Source organism: Sphaerisporangium sp. NPDC005289 (assembly GCF_040607455.1).
GTDB lineage: Bacteria > Actinomycetota > Actinomycetes > Streptosporangiales > Streptosporangiaceae > Sphaerisporangium > Sphaerisporangium rhizosphaerae.
The window spans coordinates 354,579-379,077 of the sequence record NZ_JBEXGS010000005.1 but is presented as its reverse complement, the minus strand read 5'-3'; the positions used below and the strand labels follow the sequence as shown (position 1 = coordinate 379,077).

Sequence of the window (24,499 nt, the reverse complement as noted above, 5' to 3'; positions counted from 1 at the left end):
TAGTGCCGCTACCAGGATCGGCAGGCTCTCGTTACCGGTACCGGAACGGCCCGACGATTCCTGACATGACCTCCGTAGCAACGCTCGCCCCCGCCGTCCCGCGGTCCCGGCGCGGCCCGGGATGGACGCTCGCCGTGGTCCTGGCGGGACAGTTCATGGCCGTCCTCGACGTGTCGATCGTCAACGTCGCCGCCCCGACGATCCGCGCCGCCCTCGGCGCCTCGGGCTCCGGCCTGCAACTGATCATCTCCGGCTACACCATCGCCTACGCCATGCTGCTCATCACCGGGGCCCGGCTGGGCGGCCTGTCCGGCCCGCGCCGGATGTTCCTGCTCGGCCTGGCCCTGTTCACCGCCGCGTCCCTGGCCTGCGGACTGGCCGGCTCCGAGGGCGCGCTGATCGGGTTCCGCCTGGCGCAGGGCGCGGGCGCCGCCTTCATGGTGCCCCAGGTGCTCAGCATCATCCAGCTCAACTTCACGGGCGCCGCGCGGGCCAGGGCGCTCAGCGCCTACTCGGCGGTGCTGGCCGGCGGCATCGTCGCCGGGCAGGTGCTCGGCGGCCTGCTGGTGACCGCCGACCTGTTCGGCACCCAGTGGCGCCCGGTCTTCCTGGTCAACGTGCCGATCGGCCTCGCGCTGCTCGCCGCCGGCGCGCGGATGCTGCCCTCCGACCACGTGCCGCGCGACCAGGGGCTCGACCTGCCCGGACTGCTCTCCCTGTCGGCGGCGGTGTCGCTGCTGGTGATCCCCCTGGTCCTCGGGCACGAGCAGCACTGGCCGCTGTGGGGCTGGTGCTCGATGGCGGCCGGCGTGGCGCTGCTCGGCGTCTTCGCCGTCGCGGAGCGGCGCGCCCGGCATCCCCTGGTGCCCGGCCGGCTCCTGCGCACCCCCGGCCTGCTCCCCGGCGTGCTCGGCGTCTTCTTCGCGATGGTCACCTGGGGCGGGTTCCTGTTCACCGTGGCGCTGCACCTGCAGGGCGGGATCGGCGACGGGCCGCTGCGCGCGGGCCTGACCTTCGTGCCCGGCGCGGCGGGGTTCGCGGTCGTGAGCCTCACCTGGCGGCGTCTGCCCGCCCGGCTGCACCGCGGCCTGATCCTCGCCGGGTTCGCGCTCGCGGCCCTCGGCTACGCGGGCCTGTCCCTGGTGTTCGGCGGCGGCGGCCGGGGCGAGCCGCTGCTGGAGATCCTGCTCGCCGTGACCGGCGCCGGTCTCGGGCTGGCCTACAGCCCGCTGTTCACCGTCGCCCTGGCCGGCGTGGAGCCGCGGGACGCGCCGGACGCGAGCGGGCTGATGTCCACGACGCTCCAGCTCGGCCAGGTGATGGGCGTGGCGACCTTCGGCTCGCTGTACCTGAGCCTCACCCCTTCCTCGCACGCGATCGGGGTGACCGGGTTCGGCCTGGCCGCCTGCGCACTGGTGGGCGCGGCGTGCGTGCTGCCCCTGCTGCGCCGCTCCCGCGTCTCCTAGAGGGGTCGGCGCCAGACGTCGATGGCCAGGACGGGGCGCATGCCGACCGACAGGTACAGGTCGAGCGCCGGGGTGGTGTTGCCCGCGTCCACGTGCAGGTACGTCCCGGCCCTCCCCCGGCGCGCGTCGGCGGCGAAGGCCCGCTTGAGCAGCAGCCGGCCGAGCCCCCGGCCGCGGAACTCCGGCAGCACCGACAGGATGCGGACGTACCCGCAGTTCTCGTCGGCGGCGAACATGTCCGACCCGAGCAGCATGGCCGCCGGCACGCCGTCCACCTCGGCGAGCAGGAGCTGGGACCAGTCGTGGGTGCTGGAGGCCTCGAAGTCGGCCTTCCAGCGGGCGTACTCCTTGGGGACGAACCCGAAATGCTCCGCGAAACCCTCCTGGTGGACGCGGTGGGCGGCGCGCATCCGCTCCTCCGACCCGGCCGCCGGGTGGACGGTGACGCCGGGGAGGGAGCCCGGCTCCACCTCGGCGTGGTCGGCGCGCAGCCGGTGGAAGCTCGTCGCCGGCGCGAACCCGCGCGCGGCGGCCTCGGCCCGCTTGGCCCCGTCCTGCCGGTAGACCGCGATCTCGGCGGTGACGCGCCGGGCGCGGTCGAGCACGGTGTCCCACAGCCAGGCCCGGACCTCCTCCTCGCGGGAGCAGACCTCGATCTCCACGACGTCCTCCCCCTGGCGCAGGGCGTACGCCCAGCCGGCCGGGCCGCCGTCCTCGCGCCGGAGGACCAGCCAGGCGTCGTGTTCCAGGTCGAGCGCAGGGTCGGCCAGCACGTCGGCCACGTCGTCGGGCGTCATGTCGGGATGCCCCAGCACCGCGGTGTCGCAGGCCGACACCACCTCGTAGACGGCGGAGGCGTCGTGCGGCGCCGGCCGGCGGATCTCGTACGCGCGCGTGAGGGCGCCGTCCCCGGGCCCTGGTACCCCTGGGCGGACGCCGTCCGCGTTCTCGTGCTCGTTCACATCCCCTTTCTATCCGTACCGGCTCGATCCCGAGTGCGTGCCGGCCGGGAGAGGCATGATGACCCTAGAGGCGATTCGATCACGGAGGCGGGCATGGAACTGCGGGAGTTCTTCGAGCACCTTTCCGGGGCGCAGCGGGTGTACGGGCAGCCGTACGAGAAGGACGGCGCCACCGTCATCCCGGCGGTCTCGGTACGCGCCGGCGGCGGTTTCGGCCAGGGCGACGTGGGGAGCCAGGTGCGCGGCGGCATGGGCGGGGGCGGCGGCGCGATCGCCCGCCCGGTCGGCGCGTACGTCGTCAGGGACGGCGAGGTTTCGTGGGCGCCGGCCGTGGACGTCAACCGCATCGTGCTCGGCGCGCAGATCCTCGCCGGTCTGGCTCTGATCGTCTTCGTGTTGCGGGCCGGTCTGCGCCGCTCTTGACGTGCGGGTCTAGGGTGGCGGGCATGGTGCGCACCCGCCTGTACCGCAATGGCGTTCTGGAGGCCGAGGGGTTCCCCTACGCCGATGTCTCCGAGCACCTCAAGGACCCCTCGGCGACCGTGTGGTTCGACCTGCTGTCCCCCACGCCGGAGAAGCTCGCGGTCATCAGCGAGGAGCTCGGGCTGCACGAGCTGGCCGTCGAGGACGTCCTGCACCCCCATCAGCGGCCCAAGCTGGACATCTACGAGACCCACCTGTTCCTCACGCTGTACGCCGTCCGGCTGGGAGAGGACGCGACGGCCCTGCACCTCACCGAGCTCTCGGTCTTCGTGACCAAGAACGCGCTGGTCACCGTGCGCTCGGACGACTCGTGCGACATCGACGCGATCACGGCGCGCTGGGACGCCAGCCCGGGCAAGGCGGGGCATGGGGTGTCCTTCCTGCTGCACACCCTGCTGGACTACGTGGTGGACGGTCACTTCGACGTCGCGCAGGCGCTCGACGACCGGGTGGAGGCGTTGGAGGACGGGCTGTTCACCGAGCGGCCCGGCAACAACCGGGGCATGCAGCGGCGCATGTTCGACGTCCGCCGCACCACAGTGCGGTTCCGGCGGGTCGTGCTGCCGATGCGCGAGGTGCTCACCAGCCTGATGCGCCGCGACCTGGGCGTGGTGGAGTCCGAGATGGCGCCCTACTACCAGGACGTCTACGACCATGTGCTGCGGGTGTCCGAATGGACCGAGTCGCTGCGCGACCTGGTGGGCAACGTCTACGAGACCCATCTGAACCTGCAGGGCTACCGGATGAACGACATCATGAAGCGGGTGACGAGCTGGGCGGCGATCATCGCCGTGCCCACGCTGATCACCGGCTTCTACGGGCAGAACATCCCCTTCCCGGGGTTCTCCCACGCCGAGGGCTTCTGGACCTCCAGCCTGCTGATCGTGGTGGCGTCGGCGATCCTGTACGTCGTGTTCCGCAAGAAGGACTGGATCTAGCGGCCCTCGCGCGGGGCCGGTCAGAAGCGAGGCCGGTCAGCGGGCCGGTCAGCGGCCGGTCAGGGGCGGGCGGCGGCCTCCTCGACCCAGTCGCCCGACAGCACCACGTCGCGCAGCAGCGACCCCGCGCCGAGGATGGCGGCGTTCGGCCCGGCGCGGGTGACGTCGATCCGCAGGTCGCGCGTGGCCAGCGGCAGGCACCGCTCGTAGACCGCTCCCCGCACGGCGGCGATGAGCTGCTCGGCCGCCGACAGGCTGCCCCCGATCACGACGGCGTCGGGGTTGAAGAAGTTGACCAGCGCGGTGAGCACGTCGCCGATGAGCCGCCCGGCGCCGCGCACGAGGTTGGTGGCCTGGGGGACGCCGTCGGCGGCCAGCCGGGCGATGCGGGCCGGATGGTCCACCTCGATGCCCTGGCCGGCCAGGGCGGCCATCAGCGCGGCGCCGCTGGCGTAGGCCTCCAGGCAGTCGGAGTGCCCGCAGGAGCACATCACCGACCGGTCGGCGCGCACGCTGACGTGGCTGATGTCGCCGGCCGCCCCGCGCCCGCGATGCAGCCTGCCGTCCGCGATGATGCCGCAGCCAATGCCGGTGCCCACCTTGAGCACCATCAGGTTCGCGCATCCCGGCCAGGCCAGGTGCTCGCCCGCGGCCATCAGGTTGGCGTCGTTCTCCACCAGGACGGGGACGTCGAACCGCTCGGCCAGGTGGGCGCCGACGGGGAACTCGTTCCAGCCGGGCATGCGGGACGGGGAGATCACCGTGCCGTCCACCGGATCGACCGGGCCGGGGACCCCGACGCCGACGCCCCGCACCGGCAGGCCGCCGCCGGAGGCGGCGACGAGCTCCTCGACCCGGGCGGCGAGCCAGTCGAGGGTGGGGGCCGCCCCGGCCCCTATGTCGCAGGCGTGCTCGACGACGGCGAGCGGGGTGCCGGCGAGGTCGACCAGGCCGAGCCGGGCGTGGTGGCTGCCGAGGTCGGCGACGGCGAGCAGCCCTGCCTTGGGGGCGAGCTTGAGGCGCCGGGGCCGCCGGCCGCCGGTGGACAGCCCGGCGCCCTCCTCCTGGAGCAGGCCGGCGTCGATGAGCTCCTCCACCCGCAGAGACACGCTGGAGGGGGCGAGGCCGGAATGCCGGGCCAGCTCGGCGCGGGACTCGGCCTGGCCTAGCGCGACGAGACGGAGCAGCTCTCCTTTGCCTGACACAACGAGATGAATACCACGATGTTACTTAATGCGGCAATCGATTGACTTCGGCCGACATCGACCTCTATCGTCCGATCAAAATTCGATTCCGAATGAAGTCGGATGGTAAGTGATGATCCAGCTGCGCGGAAACGCCTCAGCACTGTCCCGCACGCGCCGCGCGGCGCTCACCGTCATGGCCGTGGCGTCGCTGGCCGGGGCGGCGGCCTGCTCCGGCGGCGACGGCTCGCCCGCCGTCCCGCCCGCCCCCGCGGGCGACGCCGGCGCCCAGGCGGGCGACCCCTATCCCTCGGCGCCGGTCGCGACGGCCGCCGACATCCCGGCCGGCTCGACGATGGACACGATCAAGAAGCGCGGCGAGCTGCTCGTCGGCGGCTCGCTGGACGCGCCGCTGCTCTCCCAGCAGAACCCGGCGACCGGCCAGGTCGAGGGCTTCGACGCCGACCTGGGCAAGATGCTGGCCAAGTACATCATCGGCAAGCCCAGCGTCAAGATCGTCAACTCGGCGTCGGAGACCCGCGAGGCGCTGCTGTCCAACGGCACCGTGGACGTGGTCTTCCAGACCTACACGATCACTCCCGAGCGCGCCCGGCAGGTCGCCTTCGCCGGGCCGTACTACACCTCCGGCCTGGCCGTCGCGGTGAAGAAGGGCACGACGGGCATCGCCAAGCCCGAGGACCTCGACGGCAAGACGGTCATCGCGGGCGCCAACACCCCGGCCATCCCCGCCATCAAGAAGGTCGCCCCGAACGCCAAAATCGTGACCTTCGGCAGCGACCCCGAGTGCATCCAGGCCCTCAAGCAGGACCGCGGCGTCGCCTACGTCCAGGACCAGTCGCTGCTGGTCGCCGACGGCAAGAGCGACCCCGAGGTGCAGGTGGTCGGCGAGCCGTTCACCACCGACCCCTACGGCATCGGGCTCAAGCACGGCGACGACCAGATGAAGAAGTTCGTCAACGACTGGCTGAAGAAGATCCAGGACGCCGGGCTGTGGCAGGAGGCGTGGAAGAAGTCCATCGGCACGGTCGTGCAGGGCGAGCCGCCGGCGCCGCCGGCCATCGGCTCGGTCCCCGGCTCCTAGGCGCCGCCGCCGATGGACGCCCTGACCGGCAACCTCCCGGCGCTGTGGGACGGCCTGCTCGTGACCCTGCAGCTCACGCTGCTCGCGTTCGCGGGCGCGTCCGTGGCCGGGACCCTCGTCGCCGCCGCGCGCGTCAGCCCGGTACCGGTGCTGCGCGCGGCGGGGACGGTCTACGTGGAGACGCTGCAGAACATCCCGCTGCTGGTGCTGCTGATCCTGGCGGTCTTCGGGCTGCCGGAGATCGGCGTGCAGGCGGGGCTGTTCACGACGGCCGTGGTGGTGATCGCGCTGTACCAGGCCGCGTACGTCGCCGAGGCGCTGCGTTCGGGGATCAACGCCGTGCCCTCCGGGCAGGGCGAGGCCGCGCGGGCGCTCGGGCTGGGGTTCACCGGGTCGCTGCGCCACGTGGTGCTCCCCCAGGCGCTCGGCACGGTCGTCCAGCCGCTCGGCAACATCTTCATCATGCTCACGATGAACACCTCGCTGGCGGCGGCGGTCGGCGTGGTGGAGCTGACCGCCGCCGCCAACCGGGTCAACCTCGTCGAGGCCCGGCCGATCCCGATCTTCGTGGGAGCCGGAGTGGCCTACATGCTGCTGTCGTCGCTGGCGGGCCTCGTCACCGGCGTGCTCGAACGCAGACTGGCGGTGCACCGATGAGCGGCCTCACCTCGGCCTCGCGCGAAGCGTCGCCCGTCCGCCCCCGAGCGGACGCGCTCCCGGCCCGGCGGGCGGTGCGCCGATGAGCGGCGGCCGCCTGCTGTTCGACGAGCCCGGGCCGCGCGCCCGGCGGCGCACCCGCGCCGCCACCTACCTCACGGCGCTCGCGCTGCTGGCCCTGCTCGCGCTGGCCGTGCGCCAGTTCGCCGCCAACGGCCAGCTCGACGCCGCCCGCTGGCAGCCCTACGCCACCTGGCCGATGTGGCGCTACCTGCTCGGCGGCCTGTGGTCCACCGTCCTGGCGGCCGCGGTCTGCGCCGTCCTGGCCATGGCCGGCGGGCTGGTGCTCGCGCTCGGGCGGCTGTCGCCGCGGCGCCCGGTGCGCTGGGCCGCGGGGGGCTACGTCGAGGTCGTCCGGACGATCCCGGCGCTGCTGCTGGTCTACGTGGTGCTGTTCGCGCTCCCCCGGTACGGGCTGGACCTGCCGCTGTTCTGGAAGCTCGCGGTGCCGCTGTCGGTGTCCAACGCGGCGGCCTTCGCCGAGATCTTCCGGGCGGGCATCCTGTCGGTGGAGCGGGGCCAGAGCGAGGCCGGACTCGCGGTCGGGCTGACGCGCGGGCAGACCATGCGTCTCATCGTGCTGCCCCAGGCGGCCCGGCGCGTGCTGCCGTCCATCGTCAGCCAGTCGGTGGGGCTGCTCAAGGACACCTCGCTGGGCTTCGTCGTCAGCTACGCCGAACTGCTCTACAGCGGCAAGATCCTGGCCAACTTCAACCACCTGCTCATCCAGACCTACATCGTCGTGGCCCTGGTGTACCTGGTGGTCAACGCCTCGCTGTCCAAGCTGGCCCGTACGCTGGAGGCCCGCCAGGCCGGCGCCGCCCGGCGCGCCGCCGCGGCCGCCTCCGGCGCCCCGGAGGCGGCCCTCCACGCCTGACCGGCGCCCCCCGCCCCCCTTTTCCCCTTCGAGAAAGGCACCATATGTACGCGCGTCTGGCGGAGGTCGTCAGGTCCGGTTTCACCGAGAGCGTCCACTTCGGCAGCGTCGCCGCCCTCGCGCCCGACGGCGCCCTGGCGCTCGCGCGCGGCGCCGTGGACGAGCCGATGCTCCCCCGGTCCTCGGCCAAGCCCTTCCAGGCCCTGGCCTGCCTGGAGTCCGGCGCGGCCCTCGCGGGCCCGCGCCTGGCGATCGCCGCCGGGAGCCACACCGGCGAGGACTTCCACGCCGAACTGGTCCGCGCGATGCTCGCCGAGGCCGGACTCGACCCCTCCGCGCTGGGTTGCCCCGCCGACTGGCCCGAGGACGAGGCCACCCGGCACACCATGGTCAGGGCCGGTGAGGACCGCGCCAGGGTGCGGATGAACTGTTCGGGCAAACACGCGGCGATGCTCATGGCCTGCGCCGTCGCGGGCTGGGACACCGCCTCCTACCTCACCGCCGCCCACCCCCTCCAGCGGCGGGTGCGCTCGGCCGTCGAGCGGTTGTCGGGCGAGAAGAGCCCGCACACGGCCGTGGACGGCTGCGGCGCCCCGCTGTTCGCGCTCTCCCTGGCCGGCCTGGCCCGCGCCGTGCGGGCGCTCGCCATCGCCCCGCAGGGCACACCCGAGCGCGCCGTGGCCGACGCCATGCGCGCCCACCCCGAGTACGTCGGGGGCACCGGGCACGTCAACACCGAGCTGATGCGCGCCCTGCCGGGGACCGTGGTGAAGGGCGGCGCGGAGGGAGTGCTGGTGGCCGCCACCTCGCAGGGGCATGCGGTGGCCGTCAAGGTGATCGACGGCGGGCCGCGCGCGACCTCGGCGATCGCCCTGGCCGCCCTGGCGGAGATCGGCGCCGCGACCGCCGGCGCCGAGTCCCTCACCACCGTCTCCGTCCTCGGCGGCGGACGCCCTGTCGGCGAGGTCCACGCCACCCTCTGATCAGCGGAAGGCCGGGGAGGGGGTGGGGGCCGGTGGCGACGGAGGGCCGGGCGTCAGCCGGTGCGGGGAGTGAGGAACTCCAGGCGGTTGCGGTGGCAGTCGGCGGCGTAGAAGCGGCGGTACCCGGGAAAGGCGTCGTCCCAGGTGACGGCGACGCCGTGGGCGGTGAGCCGTTCGGCCAGCGCGTCCAGGTCGGCCACCAGGATGCCGGGATGCGCCTTGAGCGCCGGCCGGAAGTCCTGCTCGACCCCCAGGTGGATCTCCAGCGCGTCCGCGCGCACCCACAGCCCGCCCCGGGCGGCCAGCTCCGGCGGCTTGTCCACCTCCGTCATGCCGAGCACGCCCACGTAGAAGCCCCGGCACACCTCCTCCTCCCCCGGCGGCGACGCGAGCTGCACATGGTGCAACCCGAGCCCGAAGGCGGTGGCCGCGGCGACCGCGCCGGCCGCGCTCTCCGCGGACGACACCGGCCCGGACGGGACCGGCTGGGACGGGAGCGGCTCCGGCCGTAGCGGCTCGGAGGGGCTCACCGCTCGCGGACCTTCGGTCGTCATGACACCTCGCTCGGCTTCCCCGGCATGTTGACCGTGCCATGGTAGCGATCAGTCTCATGCCCGCCCCGGGCGTCACCGGTACCACGGAGCGATGCCGCGAAGGTCGGCGATGGTGGCCGACCTTCCGGGCGTTCGTGGTGAGATGTCCAAGAGGAGGGATCGATTATGGAATATGTCAGGCTTGGCACGACCGGGCTGAAGGTTTCGCGCATCTGCCTCGGGATGATGAGCTACGGGGATCCGGCGCGCTGGCAGGACTGGGTGCTGGACGAGGAGCACAGCGAGCCGCTGGTGCGCAGGGCCGCCGAGGCGGGCGTGACGTTCTTCGACACCGCCGACACCTACTCGGAGGGCGCCAGCGAGGAGGTCACCGGCAGGCTGCTGCGCACGATCTTCCCGCGCCGCGAGGACTACGTGCTGGCCACCAAGGTCTTCTTCCCCATGGGGAAGGGGCCCAACAACGGCGGGCTGTCGCGCAAGCACATCCTGGACGGCATCGACGCCTCGCTGCGGCGGCTCGGCACCGACCACGTGGACCTGTACCAGATCCACCGGTGGGACGACTTCACCCCCATCGAGGAGACCATGGAGGCGCTGCACGACGTCGTGCGGTCGGGCAAGGCGCGCTACATCGGCGCCTCCACCATGTACGCCTGGCAGTTCGCCAAGGCCCAGCACGTGGCCGAGGTCAACGGCTGGACGAAGTTCGTGACCATGCAGAACCACTACAACCTCCTCTACCGGGAGGAGGAGCGGGAGATGATCCCGCTCTGCCTGGACCAGGGGGTCGGGCTGATCCCGTGGAGCCCGCTGGCGCGCGGGCTGCTGGCGCGGGCGGACGTGCCGCAGGAGGGGACGACGCGCTCGGGCGTCGACTGGCGCATCGAGCACCTGTACGGCGGGCCGGGCGACGCCGAGGTCCTCACCCGGGTGGCCGAGACGGCGGGCAAGCGCGGCGTCCCCGCGGCACGGGTGGCGCTGGCCTGGCTGCTCTCCCAGCCCGGCGTGACCGCCCCGATCGTCGGCGCGACCAAGGAGCACCACCTGGACGACGCCGTCGCGGCGGTCGAGCTGAAGCTCACCGAAGAGGAACTGACCCACCTCGCCGAGCCCTACATCACCCGCTCGGTGATCCACTGACGCCGCACGCGCGGAACGTCCCTCGAGCCCGCCTTCCTTCGGGAGGCGGGCTCGTCCATGCGAAGGCCCAAGGCGCGTCGGCGGGTCCCGGGGGCGGAATTGTCGGGGGGCCTTCGTAAGCTGGCCCCCATGGGGCGGGCCAACGACGCCGCTGCGGCGGCGCTTGAGGAGTATGCCGATCTTTTCGCGATGACCGGCGGCGACGCCTTCCGGGTGCGCAGCTACCAGAAGGCCGCCAAGGCCATCGCCGGCCATCCCGGGGACATCTCGCGGGTGAACGTCCGCGAGGTGCCCGGCGTCGGCGAGGCGATCGCGAAGAAGGTCGAGGAGTTCCTGCAGCGGGGCAGCTTCCGCCAGCTCGACGCCCTGCGCGCCGAGGTGCCCGAGGGGGTGCGCCAGCTCACGCGCATCGCCTCCCTCGGGCCCAAGAAGGCCGTGTTCCTCTTCCGCGAACTCGGCATCGACTCGCCCGAGGCGCTGGCGGAGGCGATCGAGCAGGGCCGGCTCGCGGGCCTTCGCGGGTTCGGCGCCAAGACCGAGGAGAACCTCCTCAAGGGCATCGAGCAGCTCAGGCGGGCCGGCGAGCGGGTGCACGCCGGGGTGGCGATGGAGCTGGCCGAGCGGGTCATCGCCTCGCTCCCGGCCGCCGAGCAGATCGCCTTCGCCGGGTCGCTGCGCCGCATGAAAGAGACGGTCGGCGACATCGACGTCCTCGCGGTGGGCCCCGAGTCGCTGATGGCCGACTTCAAGGCGCAGCCGTACGTGGCGGAGGTCATCGCGAGCGGGGCGCTGAAGACCTCGGTGCGCACGACGCAGGGCCTCCAGGTGGACCTCCGCCTGGTGCCCGCCGAGTCGTGGGGCGCGGCGATGCAGTACTTCACCGGTTCCAAGGAGCACAACGTGCGGTTGCGCGAGATGTGCGTCAAGCGCGGCTGGAAGCTGTCGGAGTACGGCCTGTTCGAGGGCGAGACGGTGATCGCCGCCAAGTCCGAGGAGGACATCTACGCGGCGCTCGGCATGCAGTGGGTGCCGCCCCCGCTGCGCGAGGACGGCGGGGAGGTCGAGGCGGCCCTGCGCGGCGCGCTGCCCGAGCTGGTCACGCTTTCGGACCTCAAGGGCGACCTGCACACCCACACCGACCTGACCGACGGCATCGCGACACTGGAAGAGATGGTCGCGGCGGCGGCGCGGCGCGGGTACGCCTACTACGCGGTGACCGACCACGCGCCGAACCTGTTCATGCAGCGGATGACCTTGGAGAAGATGCTGGAGCAGCGCGAGCGGCTGCGCCGGCTCCAGGACGAGCACCCGGGCATGCGGCTGCTGCACGGCACCGAGCTCAACATCGCGCCCGACGGCACGGTCGACTGGCCGGCGGAGGTGCTCTCGGGCTTCGACATCTGCGTGGCCTCGGTGCACTCGCACTTCACCCAGTCGCGCGAGGAGATGACCCGCCGGTTCGTCGCCGCCTGCGAGAACCCGCACGTGCACGTCATCGGCCATCCGACCACCCGCAAGATCGGCAAGCGCCCGCCGGTGGACGCCGACTGGGAGGCCGTCTTCGCGGCGGCGGCCCGCACAGGGACGGCGCTGGAGATCGACGCCTATCCCGACCGCGCCGATCTGCCCTCCGACCTGGTGCGGCTGGCCCGCCACCACGGGGTCCGGTTCAGCATCGACAGCGACTCCCACGCCGTGCCGCACATGGACAATCTGCGCTTCGGCGTCGGCATCGCCCAGCGGGCGGGGCTGACCGGCGACGACGTGATCAACACCTGGCCGCTGGACCGGCTGCTGGAGTTCCTCGGGCGCGACTGAGCGCCCCGCTCCGCGCCCGGGGGCCTCCCGCCGGAGGCGCGCGCGGAGTAGACTGGACCTATAACATGGTTTTCTGGTAGGAAATTGGTACAAGTTCGACCGGACGGGGGTCCCCCATGGAACTCGAAGACCGGACCGGCGAGGCCACCAGGACCAGACCCGCCCCGGGACACGCGAGGAGCCCCGCGCCGGTCCCCCGGATGCGCCGCGCGCCCTCAGCGCCCCCCGCGGAGGCGCCGGCGGCGTTCCCCGCGGCGCCGGGGCCCATCGTCAAGCCGCTGCCGCCCGACCTGTTCATCACCTACGGCTCCAGCGCCGAGACCCGCTGGGAGGCCATGCACGGTCAGGGGTACCACACCCCGAACGACCGCTTCTTCGTCCGTAACCACACCGCCACGCCGCTCATCGACGCGCGTACCTGGCGGCTGCGGCTGCACGGGGACGGGCTGCGCGCCCCCCGCACCCTGACCTACGAGGACCTGCTGGCCCTGCCCGCGACGACCGCGGACGTCGCCATCGAGTGCGCCGGCAACGGGCGGGCCTTCTTCGACCTCCAGCAGGACCAGCGCATGGCGGGCATCCCGTGGCGGCTCGGCGCCATCGGCGTCGCCCGGTGGCGCGGCGTGCCGCTGTCGACGCTGCTGGACCTGGCCGGGGTGCGCGCCGACGCGGTCGACGTCATGCCGCGGGGCCTCGACCCGGTGTACGTCGAGGACGGCGTCGACCACGGGCACGTGCGCCGTCCGCTGCCCATCGCCAAGGCGCTGTCGGACGTGCTGGTGGCCTACGAGATGAACGGCAGGCCGCTGCCGCCCGACCACGGGTTCCCCGCCCGCCTGGTGGTGCCCGGCTGGAGCGGCGTGGCCTCGATCAAGTGGCTCGGCGACGTCGAGGTCGCCACCACCGCGCTCTCCTCGCCGTGGAACACCCGCTTCTACCGCATGTTCGGGCCCGGCCACCCGCCCGGCGGCGCCCCGCTGAGCGACCAGGTGGTCAAGAGCGCCTTCGAGCTGCCGTGGGGCGCCACGCTGCGGGCCGGGCGGCAGCACATCCTGCGCGGCCGCTCGTGGTCGGGGGGCGGCCGCGTCGTCCGGGTCGAGGTGAGCGTGGACGGCGGCCTGAGCTGGCAGCGCGCCGAGACCCGCGGGCCCCGCCCGGCGCGGGCGTGGGCGCCCTGGCACCTGGCCTGGGTACCGAGGCTGCCGGGGGCGCACATCCTGATGGCCAGGGCCGTCGACGAGACCGGGGCCACCCAGCCGGCGCGGGCGCGGTTCAACATGCTGGGCTACCACTTCGACGGCGTCGTCCAGCACCCGGTGACGGTCATCTCCTGAAACGGGCGCCGGGCGCCCGCGGCGAAGCCCGGCCGGGGTCTTCCTGGGGGCGGACCCGCGGCCGGGGCGGCTGAGGGAGGATGTCCCCAGCGCTCCGGGGAGGCACCCGAAGGCGCCACCCCGGAGGGTTCTCAGTGGCCGGTCGCCTTCTCGGCGCCGGCGCCGGTGAGCGACCGCACCTCGATCTCGGCGTACTTGGCCGCGTTGTACTCCTTGCTGAGCACCGTCCCGATGTAGCCGGCCAGGAAGCCGATCGGGATCGAGACCAGGCCGGGGTTCTCCAGCGGGAACCAGTTGAAGGCCGCGCCGGGGAACAGCGAGGTCGGCGTGCCCGACACCACCGGCGAGAAGATCACCAGCAGCACGGCCGACGCCAGGCCGCCGTAGATGGCCGAGACCGCGCCCGCGGTGTTGAACCGCTTCCAGAACAGGCTGTAGAGGATCGCGGGCAGGTTGCCCGAGGCCGCGACCGCGAAGGCGAGCGCGACCAGGAAGGCCACGTTCAGGTTCTGCGCGAAGATGCCCAGGACGATCGACACCGCGCCGATGGCGAAGGCGGCGATGCGGGCGACCTTGATCTCCTGCTGCTCGGTGGCGTTGCCCCGCTTGAAGACGTGCGCGTACAGGTCGTGGGCGAAGCTGGAGGAGGAGGCCAGCGTCAGGCCCGCCACCACGGCGAGGATCGTCGCGAACGCCACCGCGGCGATGACCGCGAGCAGGATCGTGCCGCCGACGTCGCCGAAGATGAGCTGGCCGACCTTCTGCGCCAGCTGCGGAGCCGCCGTGTTGCCCGCCTTGTTCTGCGCGGCGATGGCCTTGCTGCCGACCAGCGCGGCGGCGCCGAAGCCGAGCACGAGGGTGAGCAGGTAGAACACGCCGATGATGCCGATGCCCCACAGGACCGACTTGCGGGCGTCCCTGGCGGTCGGCACGGTGTAGAAGCGGATCAGGATGTGCGGCAGGCCGGCGGTGCCGAGCACCAGGGCCAGGCCGAGGCTGATCAGGTCGAGCTTGCTGACCAGGCCCTTGGCCTCGACGCCGTACTTCAGGCCCGGGTTGAGGAAGGCGTCGCCCTTGCCGCTCTGCTGGGCCGCGTTGCCGAGCAGGCTCGACAGGTTGAACCCGAAGTGGCCGAGCACCAGCAGGGTCACCAGGGCGGCGCCGGTCATCAGCAGCACGGCCTTGACGATCTGCACCCAGGTGGTGCCCTTCATGCCGCCGACGACCACGTAGATGATCATCAGCAGGCCGACCACCACGATGGTGCCGATCTTGCCGGCGTCGGAGGTGATGCCGAACAGCAGGCCGACCAGCGCGCCCGCGCCGACCATCTGGGCCAGCAGGTAGAAGATGCTGACCGTGATCGTCGACACGCCGGCGGCCGTGCGCACCGGGCGCGGGCTCATCCGGAAGGCCAGCACGTCGGCCATCGTGAACTTGCCGGAGTTGCGCATCAGCTCGGCGACGAGCAGCAGCGCCACCAGCCAGGCGACCAGGAAGCCGATCGAGTAGAGGAACCCGTCGTAGCCCGACAGCGCGATGATGCCCGCGATGCCGAGGAAGGACGCGGCCGACATGTAGTCGCCGCCGATGGCCAGGCCGTTCTGCACACCGGTGAACGAGCGTCCGCCCGCGTAGTAGTCGGTGGCGCTCTTGGTGTTGCGGCTCGCCCAGAACGTGATGCCCAGCGTCGCGGCGACGAAGATCACGAAAAGGGTGATCGACAGCGCGTGGTCACTCATGGGTCGTGGTCTCCATCTCGTCGCGCAGCTTGCCCGACAGCGGGTCGAGCTTCTTGTCGGCATGCCGGGCGTACGCCCACGCGATCAGGAACGTCGACACGAACTGCAGCACGCCGAAGATCAGCGCCACGTTGACGTTGCCGAAGACCTTGGTGCCCATGAACCCGCGCGCCCAGCCGGACAGGATCACGTAAAGCAGGTACCAGGCCAGGAAGGCGATCGTCACCGGGAACGCCCAACTGCGGTAACGGCGGCGCAACTCCTGGAAATCGGCGCCGGCCTGCACCTGTTCGTATTCGGACGACTCGTCTTGTCGAGTGGTCACGAGACCTCCAACGTTGTGATCTGAATCACGCCATACCGTAGAAGCACCCACCCGCCGCTGCGCAGGGGTGCGGGGCATGCGGTCGCCAAGTCGTACCGAAGGATCGCTCATCTGGCGCGGACCTGCGCCCAAAGGCGCGATCCCTGCGACGAATGGTCGCCCGCCCCTGGCCCCGGCGAAGCTCAGGTGGGGCTCAGGTGGGGCTGAGGTGGGGCTCAGGTAGGGCTCAGGTGGAGCGCGGCCGCCAGTCGCCGCGGTTGACGTCGAGCGTCTCGGGCGTGTGCAGCCGCACCATCGTGCGGGCGACGCCGCGCGGGACGCCCCCGGGCGTCAGCAGCGACACGACGATCATGACGGCGAAGGAGATCGGCACCGTCCAGGCCGCCGGCTGGGCCAGCAGCGCCCCGGTCCAGCCGGTGTACGGGCCGCCGGTGATGACCGCGATCACGGCCGCGCTGGCCAGGCCGCCGCCGGTGAGCAGACCGGCCATCGCCCCCGCGGCGCTCAGCCGCCGCCACCAGATGCCGAGCACCAGCAGCGGGCAGAAGGAGGACGCGGCCACCGCGAAGGCCAGGCCGACCACGTCGGCGACGGCGAGAGATCGGGCGGAGGTCGCCAGCACCAGCGGCACGGCCACCGCCATCAGCGTGGCGGCGCGGAACGACTGCACTCCCCCACGCAGGATGTCCTGGCCGATGACGCCCGCCACCGACACCGCGAGCCCGGAGGAGGTGGACAGGAACGCGGCGAACGCCCCGGCCGTGACCAGCGCGCCGAGCACCTCGCCCGCCGTCCCGCCGACCAGGCGCGCGGGCAGGGTGAGCACCACCGCGTCGGTGCGGCCGGTCATCAGCAGCTCGGGGGTGTAGAGGCGGCCGAGCGCGCCGTAGATGGCGGGCAGCAGGTAGAAGGCCCCGAGCAGGGTCAGCACCACCAGGGTCGTCCGGCGGGCGGCCCGCCCGTCGGGGTTGGTGTAGAAGCGCACCAGGACGTGCGGCAGTCCCATGGTGCCGAGGAAGGTGGCCAGGATGAGCGAGTAGGTCGCGTACAGCGGGTGCTCCCGGCCGTGCAGGGGCAGCGCCCACTCGTGGTCGGTCAGCACCGGCAGGTTCTCGGCGTGCGGCACCAGGGCCCCGGCCGGGAAGCCGAGCGTCGTGTCGGCGGTGACGGTGTGCGGGCCGGGCGCCAGCGTGAGGCGCTCCCCCCGCAGGACGCGGCCGTCCACCCGGCCCTTCGCGGTGACCTCGACCGGCCGCTGGACGCCGATGGTGACGTCGACGCCCATCGTCACGGTGACCGGGGCGGCGAACACCGGAGGCGCGTCCCCCTCGGGCGCGGGCCTGCCGTGCGCGTACCAGGCGAACAGCAGGAACACCACGGGCAGGGCGAGGGCGGTCAGCTTCAGCCAGTACTGGAAGGCCTGGACGAAGGTGATCGAGCGCATCCCGCCGGACAGGACGTTGACCGCGACGACGACGGCCACGAGCAGGCCGCCCACCCACGCGGGGCCGCCGGTGATCGTGCGCAGCACCAGGCCGGCGCTCTGGAACTGCGGCATCAGGTACAGCCAGCCGATCAGCACCACCAGGACGCTCGCCATGCGCCGCACGGCCATCGACTCCAGCCTGGCCTCGGCGAAGTCGGGCAGCGTGTAGGCGCCCGAGCGGCGCAGCGGCGCCGACACCAGCACCAGCAGCACCAGGTAGCCGCCGGTCCAGCCGACCGGGAGCCACAGCATGTCGGCCCCGTAGGCGAGGATCAGGCCGGCGATGCCGAGGAAGGAGGCCGCCGAGAGGTACTCCCCGCCGATCGCCGAGGCGTTCCACAGCGGCGAGACGGTGCGCGAGGCGACGTAGAAGTCGGAGGTGGTGCGCGAGAGCCGCAGGCCGAAGGCCCCGATAAGGACGGCGGCCACCATGACCACCACCACCGCCGCCACCCCGAGCCCGGCGTTCAGCGCCGTGCTCCCGCCCGGACGGAGGTCGGGCTCGCCGGAGCCGGCGCCGCCGAGGTGCGCCGCCGGAGACCGCCACCCCGGCATGTCCGGGGTCGGTGTTTCCCGGAGCTGTCCCCGGCACAACCGGCGGCGCGGCCGGTCACCGGCGCTCGACCAGGTCGGCGAAGTGGCGCTCGTTGCGCTCGGCCTGGCGGACGTACAGCCAGGCGCCGGCCACGAACGCCGGGTAGATGAGCCCGGCCAGCACCAGCCACGGCAGCGGCACGCCGAGCAGGCGCACCTCGCGCAGGCCGGGGACCAGCAGGAACAGCAGCGGCAGGCCGCCGATGACGCACGACAGCACCGTGCAGACGAACAGCGCCAGCCGGAACTGGGTGCGCACCAGCGAGCGCATGTAGACCTCGCCGAGGCTGGTCTGCTCGTCGATCTCCCGGGTGACGGGCTGGCGGGGCCTGCGGGCGGCGGTGGTGCGCGGGCTGGTGACCACCTGCCGCCGCGGCCGTTCGGGGACCTTCGGGGCGATGCGCCGCCACCCGCCGTCCTGCGGCCGGTCCCCGCGAGCGGAGGCCGGCGGGGACGGCTCGCGGTCGGCGCTCACTCCGCGCGGCCGTTCCTCGCGCGGCTCCCGGTCGGCGGTCACTCGGCGCGGCCTTTCCTGGCGCGGCGGACGAGCAGGTCGCGCAGCTCGCGGGTGTGGCGGCGGCTGACCGGGATCTCGGTGTCGCCGATGCGCACCGTGCAGCGGCCGGAGTCGATGTGCAGCTCGTCGATGTGCTTGACCGCGACCAGGTGGCTGCGGTGCACGCGGATGAACCCGGCGCCGGCCCAGCGCTCCTCCAGCGCGGCCAGCGGGATGCGCACCAGGTGGCTGCCGCTCGCGGTGTGCAGGCGCGCGTAGTCGCCCTGGGCCTCGACGTAGCGGACGTCGGAGCTGGCGACGAACCGGGTCACCCCGGCCAGCTCGACCGGGATGGTGTCGCCCTCGGGCGCCGGACGCGCGGCCTCCTCCCCGGCGCCCGGACCGCCCGGGATGCCGGCGCAGACCCTGCGGATGGCCTCGGCGAGCCGCTCAGGACGCACCGGCTTGAGCAGGTAGTCCTCGGCCTTGATCTCGAAGGCGTCCACCGCGTGCTCTTCGTAGGCGGTGACGAACACCACGCGCGGCGGCCGGGCGAACTGGGCCAGCAGGCGGCCGAGCACGACGCCGTCCAGGCCGCGCATGCGGATGTCCAGGAAGACCGCCTCGACCGGCCTGCCGTCGGCCATGGCGCGGTCGAGCATCTTCAGCGCCGACGCGCCGTCGCGGGCCAGGGCGACCTCGCCGATGCGGGGATCGGCGCGCAGCAGGTACGCCAGGTCCTCAAGCGCCGGCTGCTCGTCGTCCACCGCGAGCACGCGCAGGCCCGTCACCTCACCGCCACTCACCCTGACTCGCCCAGGGGCCGCCGAACCGGGGCGCCGACCTGGCGAAAGTTGCTCCTCATCCCCCTAGAGGGTGGTGAATCGGGCAGGGGAAGTCAACGGGTCAGACGCCCGGCGCTGATAACTATACGGAGACGCCCGGCCGGTATTTGGGCAGGCGGACGCTCACCTTGGCCCCCGCGCCCACGGCCGTCTCGACCACCAGTCCGTACTCGTCGCCGTACACCTGGCGCAGCCGCTCGTCGACGTTGGCGAGCCCGACGCCGCCGGTGCCCGACCGCTCGTCGGGGTCGCCGGACAGGATGCGCCTCAGCCGCTCGGGGTCCATGCCGATGCCGTCGTCCTCCACGCTGATCAGGCACTCGGCCCCGGCGTCCTCGGCGGTGATGGCGATGCGCCCGACGCCGTCCTTGCTCTCCAGGCCGTGCCGCAGGGCGTTCTCGACCAGGGGTTGCAGGCACAGGAACGGCACCGCCACCGGCAGCACCTCCGGGGCGATGCGCAGCGTGACGCGGAGCTGGTCGCCGAAGCGAGCCCGTTCGAGGGTGAGGTAGCGGTCGATCGAGCGCAGCTCCTCGGCCAGGGTGGTGAACTCGCCGTGCCGCCGGAAGGAGTAGCGGGTGAAGTCGGCGAAGTCCAGCAGCAGCTCCCTGGCCCGCTCGGGGTCGGTGCGCACGAACGAGGCGATGGTGGTCAGCGAGTTGTAGATGAAGTGCGGGGAGATCTGCGCGCGCAGCGCCCGCACCTCTGCCTCCATGAGCAGGGTGCGCGAACGGTCCAGCTCGGCCAGCTCCAGTTGGGAGTCCACCCAGGCGGCGACCTCGCCGGTGGCCCTGACCAGCCCGGCGCTGGCGTGGTCACCGTAGGCGGCAAGGGACCCGACCACCCGGTCGTCGGTGGTCAGCGGGACCACGACGGCGTACCTGACCGGGCACTCCGGCGACAGGCACCACACGACGTCGGGGCCGAGCACCTGGATGCGCCCGTCACGGAGGGTCTCGGCGGCGTGCGCGAAGGCGTCCTTGGCGTGGTGCTCCCCCGCGCCGTCGTAGACCAGCAGCTCCTCGCCGTTGGTGATGGCGATGCCCGGCGAGCCGAGCAGCTCACGCAGGTAGCGGGACGCCTTGAGCGCCCCGGCGGCGGTCAGCCCGGCCCGCAGCGGCGGAGCGGCCAGGGAGGCGGTGTGCAGGGTTTCGAAGGTGGCGCGTTCGGCGGGGCTGGTGCCGAGCTCGCGCCGGCCGCGCAGCACCCGCCACAGCACCACGGCCGGCACCCCGACGAGGGCCAGCAGCACCGGCACGGCGAGCAGCGGTTCCACGCCGCCGGAGCCTACCCGGGCCTGCCGGCACCCAATAACCCACCCATCGCCGGACCGCCCTCCCCCTGCGCCGGACGGCACACCCCCACGTCACTCTCGCTGCCGAACGTCCTCTGGCGCGGATCGGTCGGGCATTCCTGTCGCACGGCGCAGCCGGAGGCGTACAGGGCCGGCCAGAACCGGTTTCCCGGCGTCGCGAAGCTGTGCCCGGCCGCGACGGAGAGCGGCGCGGGATTGATGCCGACGAAGACAACGGTCAGCTTCTCGGCGAGGACGTCAGCCAGTCCTCCGGCGGGGACGTCCGCCATCTCTTGATCACTCATGGTGTCCCTATCCGCCCGGGTTCGGCGTGATCAGAACAGCGTCGCCTGTCGCGGCGGTTCCGGCCGGCCGCGTCGGCCGCGCAGGGCGAACTTGTCCTCGGTCGCCTGATCCGGCAACGGCAGCCCGTACCGGGTCAAGAGAGGAAACAGGCGGGCACGCATGTCCTTGCGGTAGTCCGGGAGGACCTCTGAGCCCTTCGCGTACAGCGTGGTGTAGGTGTCGAGGAGTTCGGGGTGATGGATGCGCAGCCAGTCGAAGAACACCTCCTTCACACCCGAGGCGAGATACAGCGGTGTCCAGTGCACGCCCGTCGCGCCGGCCTGCGCCACGGCCCGGACCATCTCCTCCAGTTGGGCGGAGCTGTCGCTCAATCCGGGCAGTACCGGGGCGAGGAAGACCGTGCAGTCGAGGCCCGCCTCACGGATCGCCCGCACGGTGTCCAGGCGAGCCCGGGTGGTGGCGGTGCCCGGCTCAACGGACTGCTGCAACTCGACATCCGGCAGGGATACCGAGATGCCCAGGTGCACCGTGGTCACGGCGCTCGCCGTGACCAGCAGGGGCAGGTCCTGGCGGATCAGTGTGCCTTTCGTCAATATCGAGAAAGGCACACGCGCGGCGGTGAGTGCCCCAATAATGCCGGGCATCAGCCGGTAGCGGCCTTCCGCACGCTGGTACACATCGGTGTTCGTGCCGAACGCGACGCGCGGCGGCAGTTTGCGCTTGCGTGCCAGCTCACCTTTGAGCACCTCGACGATGTTGACCTTCACGATGATCTCGCGGTCGAAGTCTTCGGCCATGTTGAGGGCGAGCCGGGTGTGGGTGGGCCTGGCGAAGCAGTACCGGCACGCGTGCGAACAGCCCCGGTAGGGGTTGAGGGTCCATTCGCCCGGCAGCATCCGCGCGTCGTCGGGGACCTTGTTCAGCGCGCTCTTGGCCAAGATCTCGTGGAAGGTCACCCCCTGGAATTCCGGGCTGCGCACACTGCGAACCAAGGTCGACAGACGGGCGAGCCCCGGCAGTGCCGCGTCGTCCACAGCGTCCGTGCGCTGGCGATCCCACCGCATCGGCGCGGGCCCGTCACCGCGGGTGTGCTCCTTCTCCGGGGAAGTCATGGTGTCTTTCAACCTCCGCTTTCGGTTCCCGAAGGATGCGCCGATGACGAACCAGATGAGGCGCCGTCCTCTGAGTCGCTCATGCTGTTTCGCAACCGTCGACGGCGACAGACGATTTTTGATGCCCGTGCTCTTCGACAACCCTGTCGCGTCGTGGATGTTTTCGACGGCCGGGCCGGGAGCCCCTCCGGAGCGCGATGAGCGGCTCGCCCGTCGAGCCGGATTACAGCGTGTCGAGCTACTCCGACCCTATCGTGCTGGGGAGGGAGGCGATGGCGCGAGAAGTCCTGCGACCACCACCACCGCGAAACCGCATCCTCGCCGAAGACGACACACTCGAACCGACAGCATGAACATCAGACTCCCCGGTGCCGTCCGATGCCGTCGCCTGGTTGAGTCTCAAGTGAGGAGAGGCCGCATAGTCGTTCACGCCTTCATCTGTTCCTAGGCTTGGGGAGTCGCCAATGGCCGCTGCGCGTGCCCGATGTCGGTCGTCGGCCCAGGTCGTGTGCTGCGGCGGCGTCGGCGTCTTCCTTGAGCGGCTGGTCCGAGGGCCGGCCGGCCATGCCGCGCCGGCCGGTCATAGGGTGCCGGCCGCTCATGCGGTACCGGCCGGTCTGGCGGTACCGGTCAATGAGCGGGGCCGGGCCGCGTGAACGACGACGGCCTTCACACGATCGGCGAGGTGGCCCGGCTGACCGGACTGTCGGTGCCGACGGTTCGCTTCTACTCCGATGAGGGATTGGTGCCGCCGGTGGGCCGGTCACCTGGTGGATACCGTCTCTATGATGACGCGGCGCTGTGCCGGCTGGAACTGGTCCGGACGCTCCGTGATCTCGGTGTCGATCTCGCGACGGTCACCCGGGTGCTCACGGATGCGCAGAGCCTGGCCGATGTCGCCGACCGGCAGGTCGCGGCTCTGGAGACCCAGATTCGGACTTTGCGGCTACGGCAGGCTGTACTGCGCCAGGTCGCCACTCATGGTGCGGACGCGGCCGGGATCGCGCGCGCCAACCGGCTCGCCCGGCTGACCGCCGAGCAGCGCCGTCGGACGGTGACCGACCTCATAGGCGAGACGACTCGCGGGCTCGACATGGAGCCCGGCTTCGCCGCGCACCTGCGATCGATGCTGCCGGACCTGCCGGACGACCCCACGGTCGAGCAGATCGAGGCATGGCTGGAACTGGCGCACCTCGTCAGCGACCCCTCCTTCCGGGATGGCGTTCGCCGGGCGTTCGAGCGACATGCCGCCGACCGTTCCTCCGGTGCCGACCAGGGCGACCCGGAGAGGTGGCGACAGGTCGAGCGGACCGTCGCGGAGCTGGCCGGCGGGGCCATGGCCGACGGGATCTCTCCGACCTCTGTACCGGCCCAGGCCATCGTGGAGGAACTGGTCGCCGCGTTCGCCGCCGCCCACCGGCGCGAGGATGACGCCGAGTTCCGGATCTGGCTCGCCGAACGCGTCCGTATCGGGGCCGACCCCCAGGTCTCGCGGTATTGGCGTCTGCTGGCCTTGATCAACGGCCGTCCCTCCAAGTCCGACCCGGTGCCCGCGGCCCGCTGGTTCCTCACCGCCCTCGAGGCGGCCACCGGCATCCGACCCGATCGCTAGTGTCCCGCGCCGGAGATCCGTCGGGTGAGTCATGTCGGTTTCTACACCAGGCACGGCTCCCCACCCCCCGGCCACATACTGGAGAGGGCCAACACCTGGCGCGGCACACCAGCGCGGCCACCACAAGCCTCCACCAGGCACGGCTCCCCACCCCAGGCCACATACTGGAGGTGATCGGCGCCGGGTCGGCGGGTCGTGGTACGGCGATGCCGGCGCCTGTTACGGCGCCTGAGCCGGTGCACGTTCGTGGACAGCGCATCAGGTTCTTTCACATGGCCGCCACCCGTCTCGGCGCCGCCGGCGCAAGGACCCCGCTCTCCCTGTTGTGGGAGGGCGGGGTGACTCGGCGCGCCGGGGCCATCCTCCTATGGGGTGGGGTGGTGCCGAAGGGCCTGAATGAACCAGTCGAACACCGGCGTGAGACTCGGCGGTGCCGGCCAGCCGTTGATCGTGGACAGCAGATGGAAGTACCGCCCGGCGCGCGGGTCGTTCGCGACCTCCAGGCGGGTCAGCAGCTTGCGGCGGTACTCGGTGCTGTCGGGGTGGCCGAACGTCGTCGTATACCCGGCGATGATCTCCGTCAGGACCGGCCGTGCCGCTGGTGAGCCCGGTTCGATGCCGTCGGCCTGGGCCTTCTGGACTCGCTCGCGGACCAGGTCGGTCACCTCATGGTGGAGCCCGGTCCGGTCTCCGTCCGCCCTTTCGGCCGCCTGATGTTCGGCCATGCGGCGGACACCGGCCCTGAAGCCGGGGTCCTGGATCAAGGCGGACAGTTCCGCGTAGGCCTCCAGTTGCGCGGGAGACGGCTCGGCGGGCATCTCAGGGACGGCCGACCTCATCATGGCGACGAAGTCGGGGTTGGCGTCCAGATCGCCGAAGATCTCGTCGACGAAGCCGTTGACGAGGCGCTTGCCGTCCTCAGCGGACGGTGTCGCTTGTCGGGACATGAGAAATCCTTCTTCCAAGAGGGCCGGATTCGATCGTGGTGGTGAGAGGGAACGCGCTCCAAGCGAGTGCTCGCCGTTCGCAGCACCGATCCTGGGGCCTCTGGTTACCTGAGACTCAAGCCCGAGAAGGTCGCGCCGGTCATCGCGTCAGCTCGCAAGGCGCTTGACCCCCGGATTCGCGA

Annotated in this window: 23 protein-coding genes; 11 read left to right on the top strand and 12 right to left on the bottom strand. The window is 72.1% G+C overall.

What is annotated here, in order from left to right:
* Window positions 1-65 precede the first annotated feature (65 nt).
* Window positions 66-1,466 (top strand): MFS transporter, encoded by a 1,401-nt coding sequence (locus tag ABZT47_RS12350; RefSeq protein ID WP_354839612.1) that lies wholly within the window; start codon window positions 66-68, stop codon window positions 1,464-1,466.
* Here the strand turns inward: ABZT47_RS12350 and ABZT47_RS12345 are convergent.
* On the bottom strand, window positions 1,463-2,428 hold the full coding sequence (locus tag ABZT47_RS12345; protein ID WP_354839609.1) for a GNAT family N-acetyltransferase: 966 nt from the start codon (window positions 2,426-2,428) through the stop codon (window positions 1,463-1,465). The genes ABZT47_RS12350 and ABZT47_RS12345 overlap by 4 nt on opposite strands.
* Window positions 2,429-2,521: 93 nt before the next feature.
* Here ABZT47_RS12345 and ABZT47_RS12340 point away from each other — a divergent pair, with 93 nt between their 5' ends.
* Both ABZT47_RS12340 and ABZT47_RS12335 read left to right on the top strand, forming a co-directional pair.
* Window positions 2,522-2,851, top strand: coding sequence for a spore germination protein GerW family protein (locus ABZT47_RS12340; protein WP_354839606.1), 330 nt, complete (start codon window positions 2,522-2,524; stop codon window positions 2,849-2,851).
* 23 nt (window positions 2,852-2,874) lie between these two features.
* Entirely contained in the window at window positions 2,875-3,849 is a 975-nt protein-coding gene (locus tag ABZT47_RS12335; RefSeq protein WP_354839603.1) for a magnesium transporter CorA family protein, read from the top strand.
* A 59-nt stretch (window positions 3,850-3,908) separates the two neighbouring features.
* Here ABZT47_RS12335 and ABZT47_RS12330 read toward each other — a convergent pair whose 3' ends face one another.
* Window positions 3,909-5,054 (bottom strand): ROK family protein, encoded by a 1,146-nt coding sequence (locus tag ABZT47_RS12330; RefSeq protein ID WP_354839600.1) that lies wholly within the window; start codon window positions 5,052-5,054, stop codon window positions 3,909-3,911.
* 112 nt (window positions 5,055-5,166) lie between these two features.
* Between ABZT47_RS12330 and ABZT47_RS12325 the strand changes: the two genes are divergently transcribed.
* The 4 genes from ABZT47_RS12325 (at window position 5,167) to ABZT47_RS12310 (ending at window position 8,712) form a co-directional block, all read left to right on the top strand.
* On the top strand, window positions 5,167-6,135 hold the full coding sequence (locus tag ABZT47_RS12325; RefSeq protein WP_354839597.1) for a glutamate ABC transporter substrate-binding protein: 969 nt from the start codon (window positions 5,167-5,169) through the stop codon (window positions 6,133-6,135).
* A gap of 12 nt (window positions 6,136-6,147) precedes the next feature.
* A complete protein-coding gene (locus ABZT47_RS12320; RefSeq protein ID WP_354839594.1) occupies window positions 6,148-6,792 on the top strand; it encodes an amino acid ABC transporter permease in 645 nt (214 codons plus the stop codon).
* An 82-nt stretch (window positions 6,793-6,874) separates the two neighbouring features.
* Window positions 6,875-7,729, top strand: a complete 855-nt coding sequence (locus ABZT47_RS12315; protein ID WP_354839591.1) for an amino acid ABC transporter permease — start codon at window positions 6,875-6,877, stop codon at window positions 7,727-7,729.
* 44 nt (window positions 7,730-7,773) lie between these two features.
* Window positions 7,774-8,712 carry an asparaginase gene (locus ABZT47_RS12310; RefSeq protein ID WP_354839588.1) on the top strand — a complete coding sequence of 313 codons (939 nt, stop codon included), beginning with the start codon at window positions 7,774-7,776 and terminating at the stop codon, window positions 8,710-8,712.
* A 53-nt stretch (window positions 8,713-8,765) separates the two neighbouring features.
* Here the strand turns inward: ABZT47_RS12310 and ABZT47_RS12305 are convergent, their stop codons facing one another.
* On the bottom strand, window positions 8,766-9,266 hold the full coding sequence (locus tag ABZT47_RS12305; protein WP_354839585.1) for a glyoxalase: 501 nt from the start codon (window positions 9,264-9,266) through the stop codon (window positions 8,766-8,768).
* Between the two features lie 165 nt (window positions 9,267-9,431).
* Between ABZT47_RS12305 and ABZT47_RS12300 the strand changes: the two genes are divergently transcribed.
* The 3 genes from ABZT47_RS12300 (at window position 9,432) to ABZT47_RS12290 (ending at window position 13,558) form a co-directional block, all read left to right on the top strand.
* The gene (locus ABZT47_RS12300) at window positions 9,432-10,406 is read left to right on the top strand and encodes an aldo/keto reductase (RefSeq protein ID WP_354839582.1); all 975 of its coding nucleotides are present in this window, start codon (window positions 9,432-9,434) and stop codon (window positions 10,404-10,406) included.
* A gap of 129 nt (window positions 10,407-10,535) precedes the next feature.
* The gene (gene polX / locus ABZT47_RS12295; protein WP_354839579.1) at window positions 10,536-12,224 is read left to right on the top strand and encodes a DNA polymerase/3'-5' exonuclease PolX; all 1,689 of its coding nucleotides are present in this window, start codon (window positions 10,536-10,538) and stop codon (window positions 12,222-12,224) included.
* Window positions 12,225-12,340: 116 nt separating this feature from the next.
* A complete protein-coding gene (locus ABZT47_RS12290; protein ID WP_354839576.1) occupies window positions 12,341-13,558 on the top strand; it encodes a sulfite oxidase in 1,218 nt (405 codons plus the stop codon).
* A 131-nt stretch (window positions 13,559-13,689) separates the two neighbouring features.
* Here the strand turns inward: ABZT47_RS12290 and ABZT47_RS12285 are convergent, their stop codons facing one another.
* The 8 genes from ABZT47_RS12285 to ABZT47_RS12250 form a co-directional block, all read right to left on the bottom strand.
* Window positions 13,690-15,300, bottom strand: a complete 1,611-nt coding sequence (locus tag ABZT47_RS12285) for a cation acetate symporter (protein ID WP_354839573.1) — start codon at window positions 15,298-15,300, stop codon at window positions 13,690-13,692.
* A complete protein-coding gene (locus tag ABZT47_RS12280) occupies window positions 15,293-15,625 on the bottom strand; it encodes a DUF485 domain-containing protein (protein ID WP_354839570.1) in 333 nt (110 codons plus the stop codon). The genes ABZT47_RS12285 and ABZT47_RS12280 overlap by 8 nt, the downstream gene beginning before the upstream one ends.
* 226 nt (window positions 15,626-15,851) lie before the next feature.
* Complete coding sequence (locus ABZT47_RS12275) at window positions 15,852-17,666, bottom strand: cation acetate symporter (protein WP_354839567.1); 1,815 nt, start codon at window positions 17,664-17,666, stop codon at window positions 15,852-15,854.
* 55 nt (window positions 17,667-17,721) lie between these two features.
* On the bottom strand, window positions 17,722-18,222 hold the full coding sequence (locus tag ABZT47_RS12270) for a hypothetical protein (protein WP_354839564.1): 501 nt from the start codon (window positions 18,220-18,222) through the stop codon (window positions 17,722-17,724).
* Complete coding sequence (locus tag ABZT47_RS12265) at window positions 18,219-18,992, bottom strand: LytTR family DNA-binding domain-containing protein (RefSeq protein ID WP_354839562.1); 774 nt, start codon at window positions 18,990-18,992, stop codon at window positions 18,219-18,221. Before ABZT47_RS12265 ends, ABZT47_RS12270 begins: the two co-directional genes overlap by 4 nt.
* Window positions 18,993-19,128: 136 nt before the next feature.
* Window positions 19,129-20,322 carry a histidine kinase gene (locus ABZT47_RS12260; RefSeq protein WP_354839559.1) on the bottom strand — a complete coding sequence of 398 codons (1,194 nt, stop codon included), beginning with the start codon at window positions 20,320-20,322 and terminating at the stop codon, window positions 19,129-19,131.
* Window positions 20,323-20,333: 11 nt separating this feature from the next.
* Window positions 20,334-20,630 (bottom strand): uracil-DNA glycosylase family protein, encoded by a 297-nt coding sequence (locus ABZT47_RS12255; protein WP_354839556.1) that lies wholly within the window; start codon window positions 20,628-20,630, stop codon window positions 20,334-20,336.
* A gap of 45 nt (window positions 20,631-20,675) precedes the next feature.
* Window positions 20,676-21,899: a radical SAM protein gene (locus tag ABZT47_RS12250; protein WP_354839553.1), complete on the bottom strand. Its 1,224-nt coding sequence runs from the start codon at window positions 21,897-21,899 to the stop codon at window positions 20,676-20,678.
* 511 nt (window positions 21,900-22,410) lie between these two features.
* Between ABZT47_RS12250 and ABZT47_RS12245 the strand changes: the two genes are divergently transcribed.
* Complete coding sequence (locus tag ABZT47_RS12245) at window positions 22,411-23,370, top strand: MerR family transcriptional regulator (RefSeq protein WP_354839550.1); 960 nt, start codon at window positions 22,411-22,413, stop codon at window positions 23,368-23,370.
* A 365-nt stretch (window positions 23,371-23,735) separates the two neighbouring features.
* Here ABZT47_RS12245 and ABZT47_RS12240 read toward each other — a convergent pair whose 3' ends face one another.
* Window positions 23,736-24,317 (bottom strand): hypothetical protein, encoded by a 582-nt coding sequence (locus tag ABZT47_RS12240; protein WP_354839548.1) that lies wholly within the window; start codon window positions 24,315-24,317, stop codon window positions 23,736-23,738.
* Window positions 24,318-24,499 lie beyond the last annotated feature (182 nt).

Excerpts from the sequence above, each read along its gene's own strand:
- ABZT47_RS12350 (WP_354839612.1), top strand. The coding sequence starts at position 66 with ATGACCTCCGTAGCAACGCTCGCCCCCGCCGTCCCGCGGTCCCGGCGC.
- ABZT47_RS12340 (WP_354839606.1), top strand. The coding sequence starts at position 2,522 with ATGGAACTGCGGGAGTTCTTCGAGCACCTTTCCGGGGCGCAGCGGGTG.
- ABZT47_RS12335 (WP_354839603.1), top strand. The coding sequence starts at position 2,875 with ATGGTGCGCACCCGCCTGTACCGCAATGGCGTTCTGGAGGCCGAGGGG.
- ABZT47_RS12325 (WP_354839597.1), top strand. The coding sequence starts at position 5,167 with ATGATCCAGCTGCGCGGAAACGCCTCAGCACTGTCCCGCACGCGCCGC.
- ABZT47_RS12320 (WP_354839594.1), top strand. The coding sequence starts at position 6,148 with ATGGACGCCCTGACCGGCAACCTCCCGGCGCTGTGGGACGGCCTGCTC.
- ABZT47_RS12315 (WP_354839591.1), top strand. The coding sequence starts at position 6,875 with ATGAGCGGCGGCCGCCTGCTGTTCGACGAGCCCGGGCCGCGCGCCCGG.
- ABZT47_RS12310 (WP_354839588.1), top strand. The coding sequence starts at position 7,774 with ATGTACGCGCGTCTGGCGGAGGTCGTCAGGTCCGGTTTCACCGAGAGC.
- ABZT47_RS12305 (WP_354839585.1), bottom strand. The coding sequence starts at position 9,266 with ATGACGACCGAAGGTCCGCGAGCGGTGAGCCCCTCCGAGCCGCTACGG.
- ABZT47_RS12300 (WP_354839582.1), top strand. The coding sequence starts at position 9,432 with ATGGAATATGTCAGGCTTGGCACGACCGGGCTGAAGGTTTCGCGCATC.
- polX (WP_354839579.1), top strand. The coding sequence starts at position 10,536 with ATGGGGCGGGCCAACGACGCCGCTGCGGCGGCGCTTGAGGAGTATGCC.
- ABZT47_RS12290 (WP_354839576.1), top strand. The coding sequence starts at position 12,341 with ATGGAACTCGAAGACCGGACCGGCGAGGCCACCAGGACCAGACCCGCC.
- ABZT47_RS12285 (WP_354839573.1), bottom strand. The coding sequence starts at position 15,300 with ATGAGTGACCACGCGCTGTCGATCACCCTTTTCGTGATCTTCGTCGCC.
- ABZT47_RS12275 (WP_354839567.1), bottom strand. The coding sequence starts at position 17,666 with ATGCCGGGGTGGCGGTCTCCGGCGGCGCACCTCGGCGGCGCCGGCTCC.
- ABZT47_RS12255 (WP_354839556.1), bottom strand. The coding sequence starts at position 20,630 with ATGGCGGACGTCCCCGCCGGAGGACTGGCTGACGTCCTCGCCGAGAAG.
- ABZT47_RS12240 (WP_354839548.1), bottom strand. The coding sequence starts at position 24,317 with ATGTCCCGACAAGCGACACCGTCCGCTGAGGACGGCAAGCGCCTCGTC.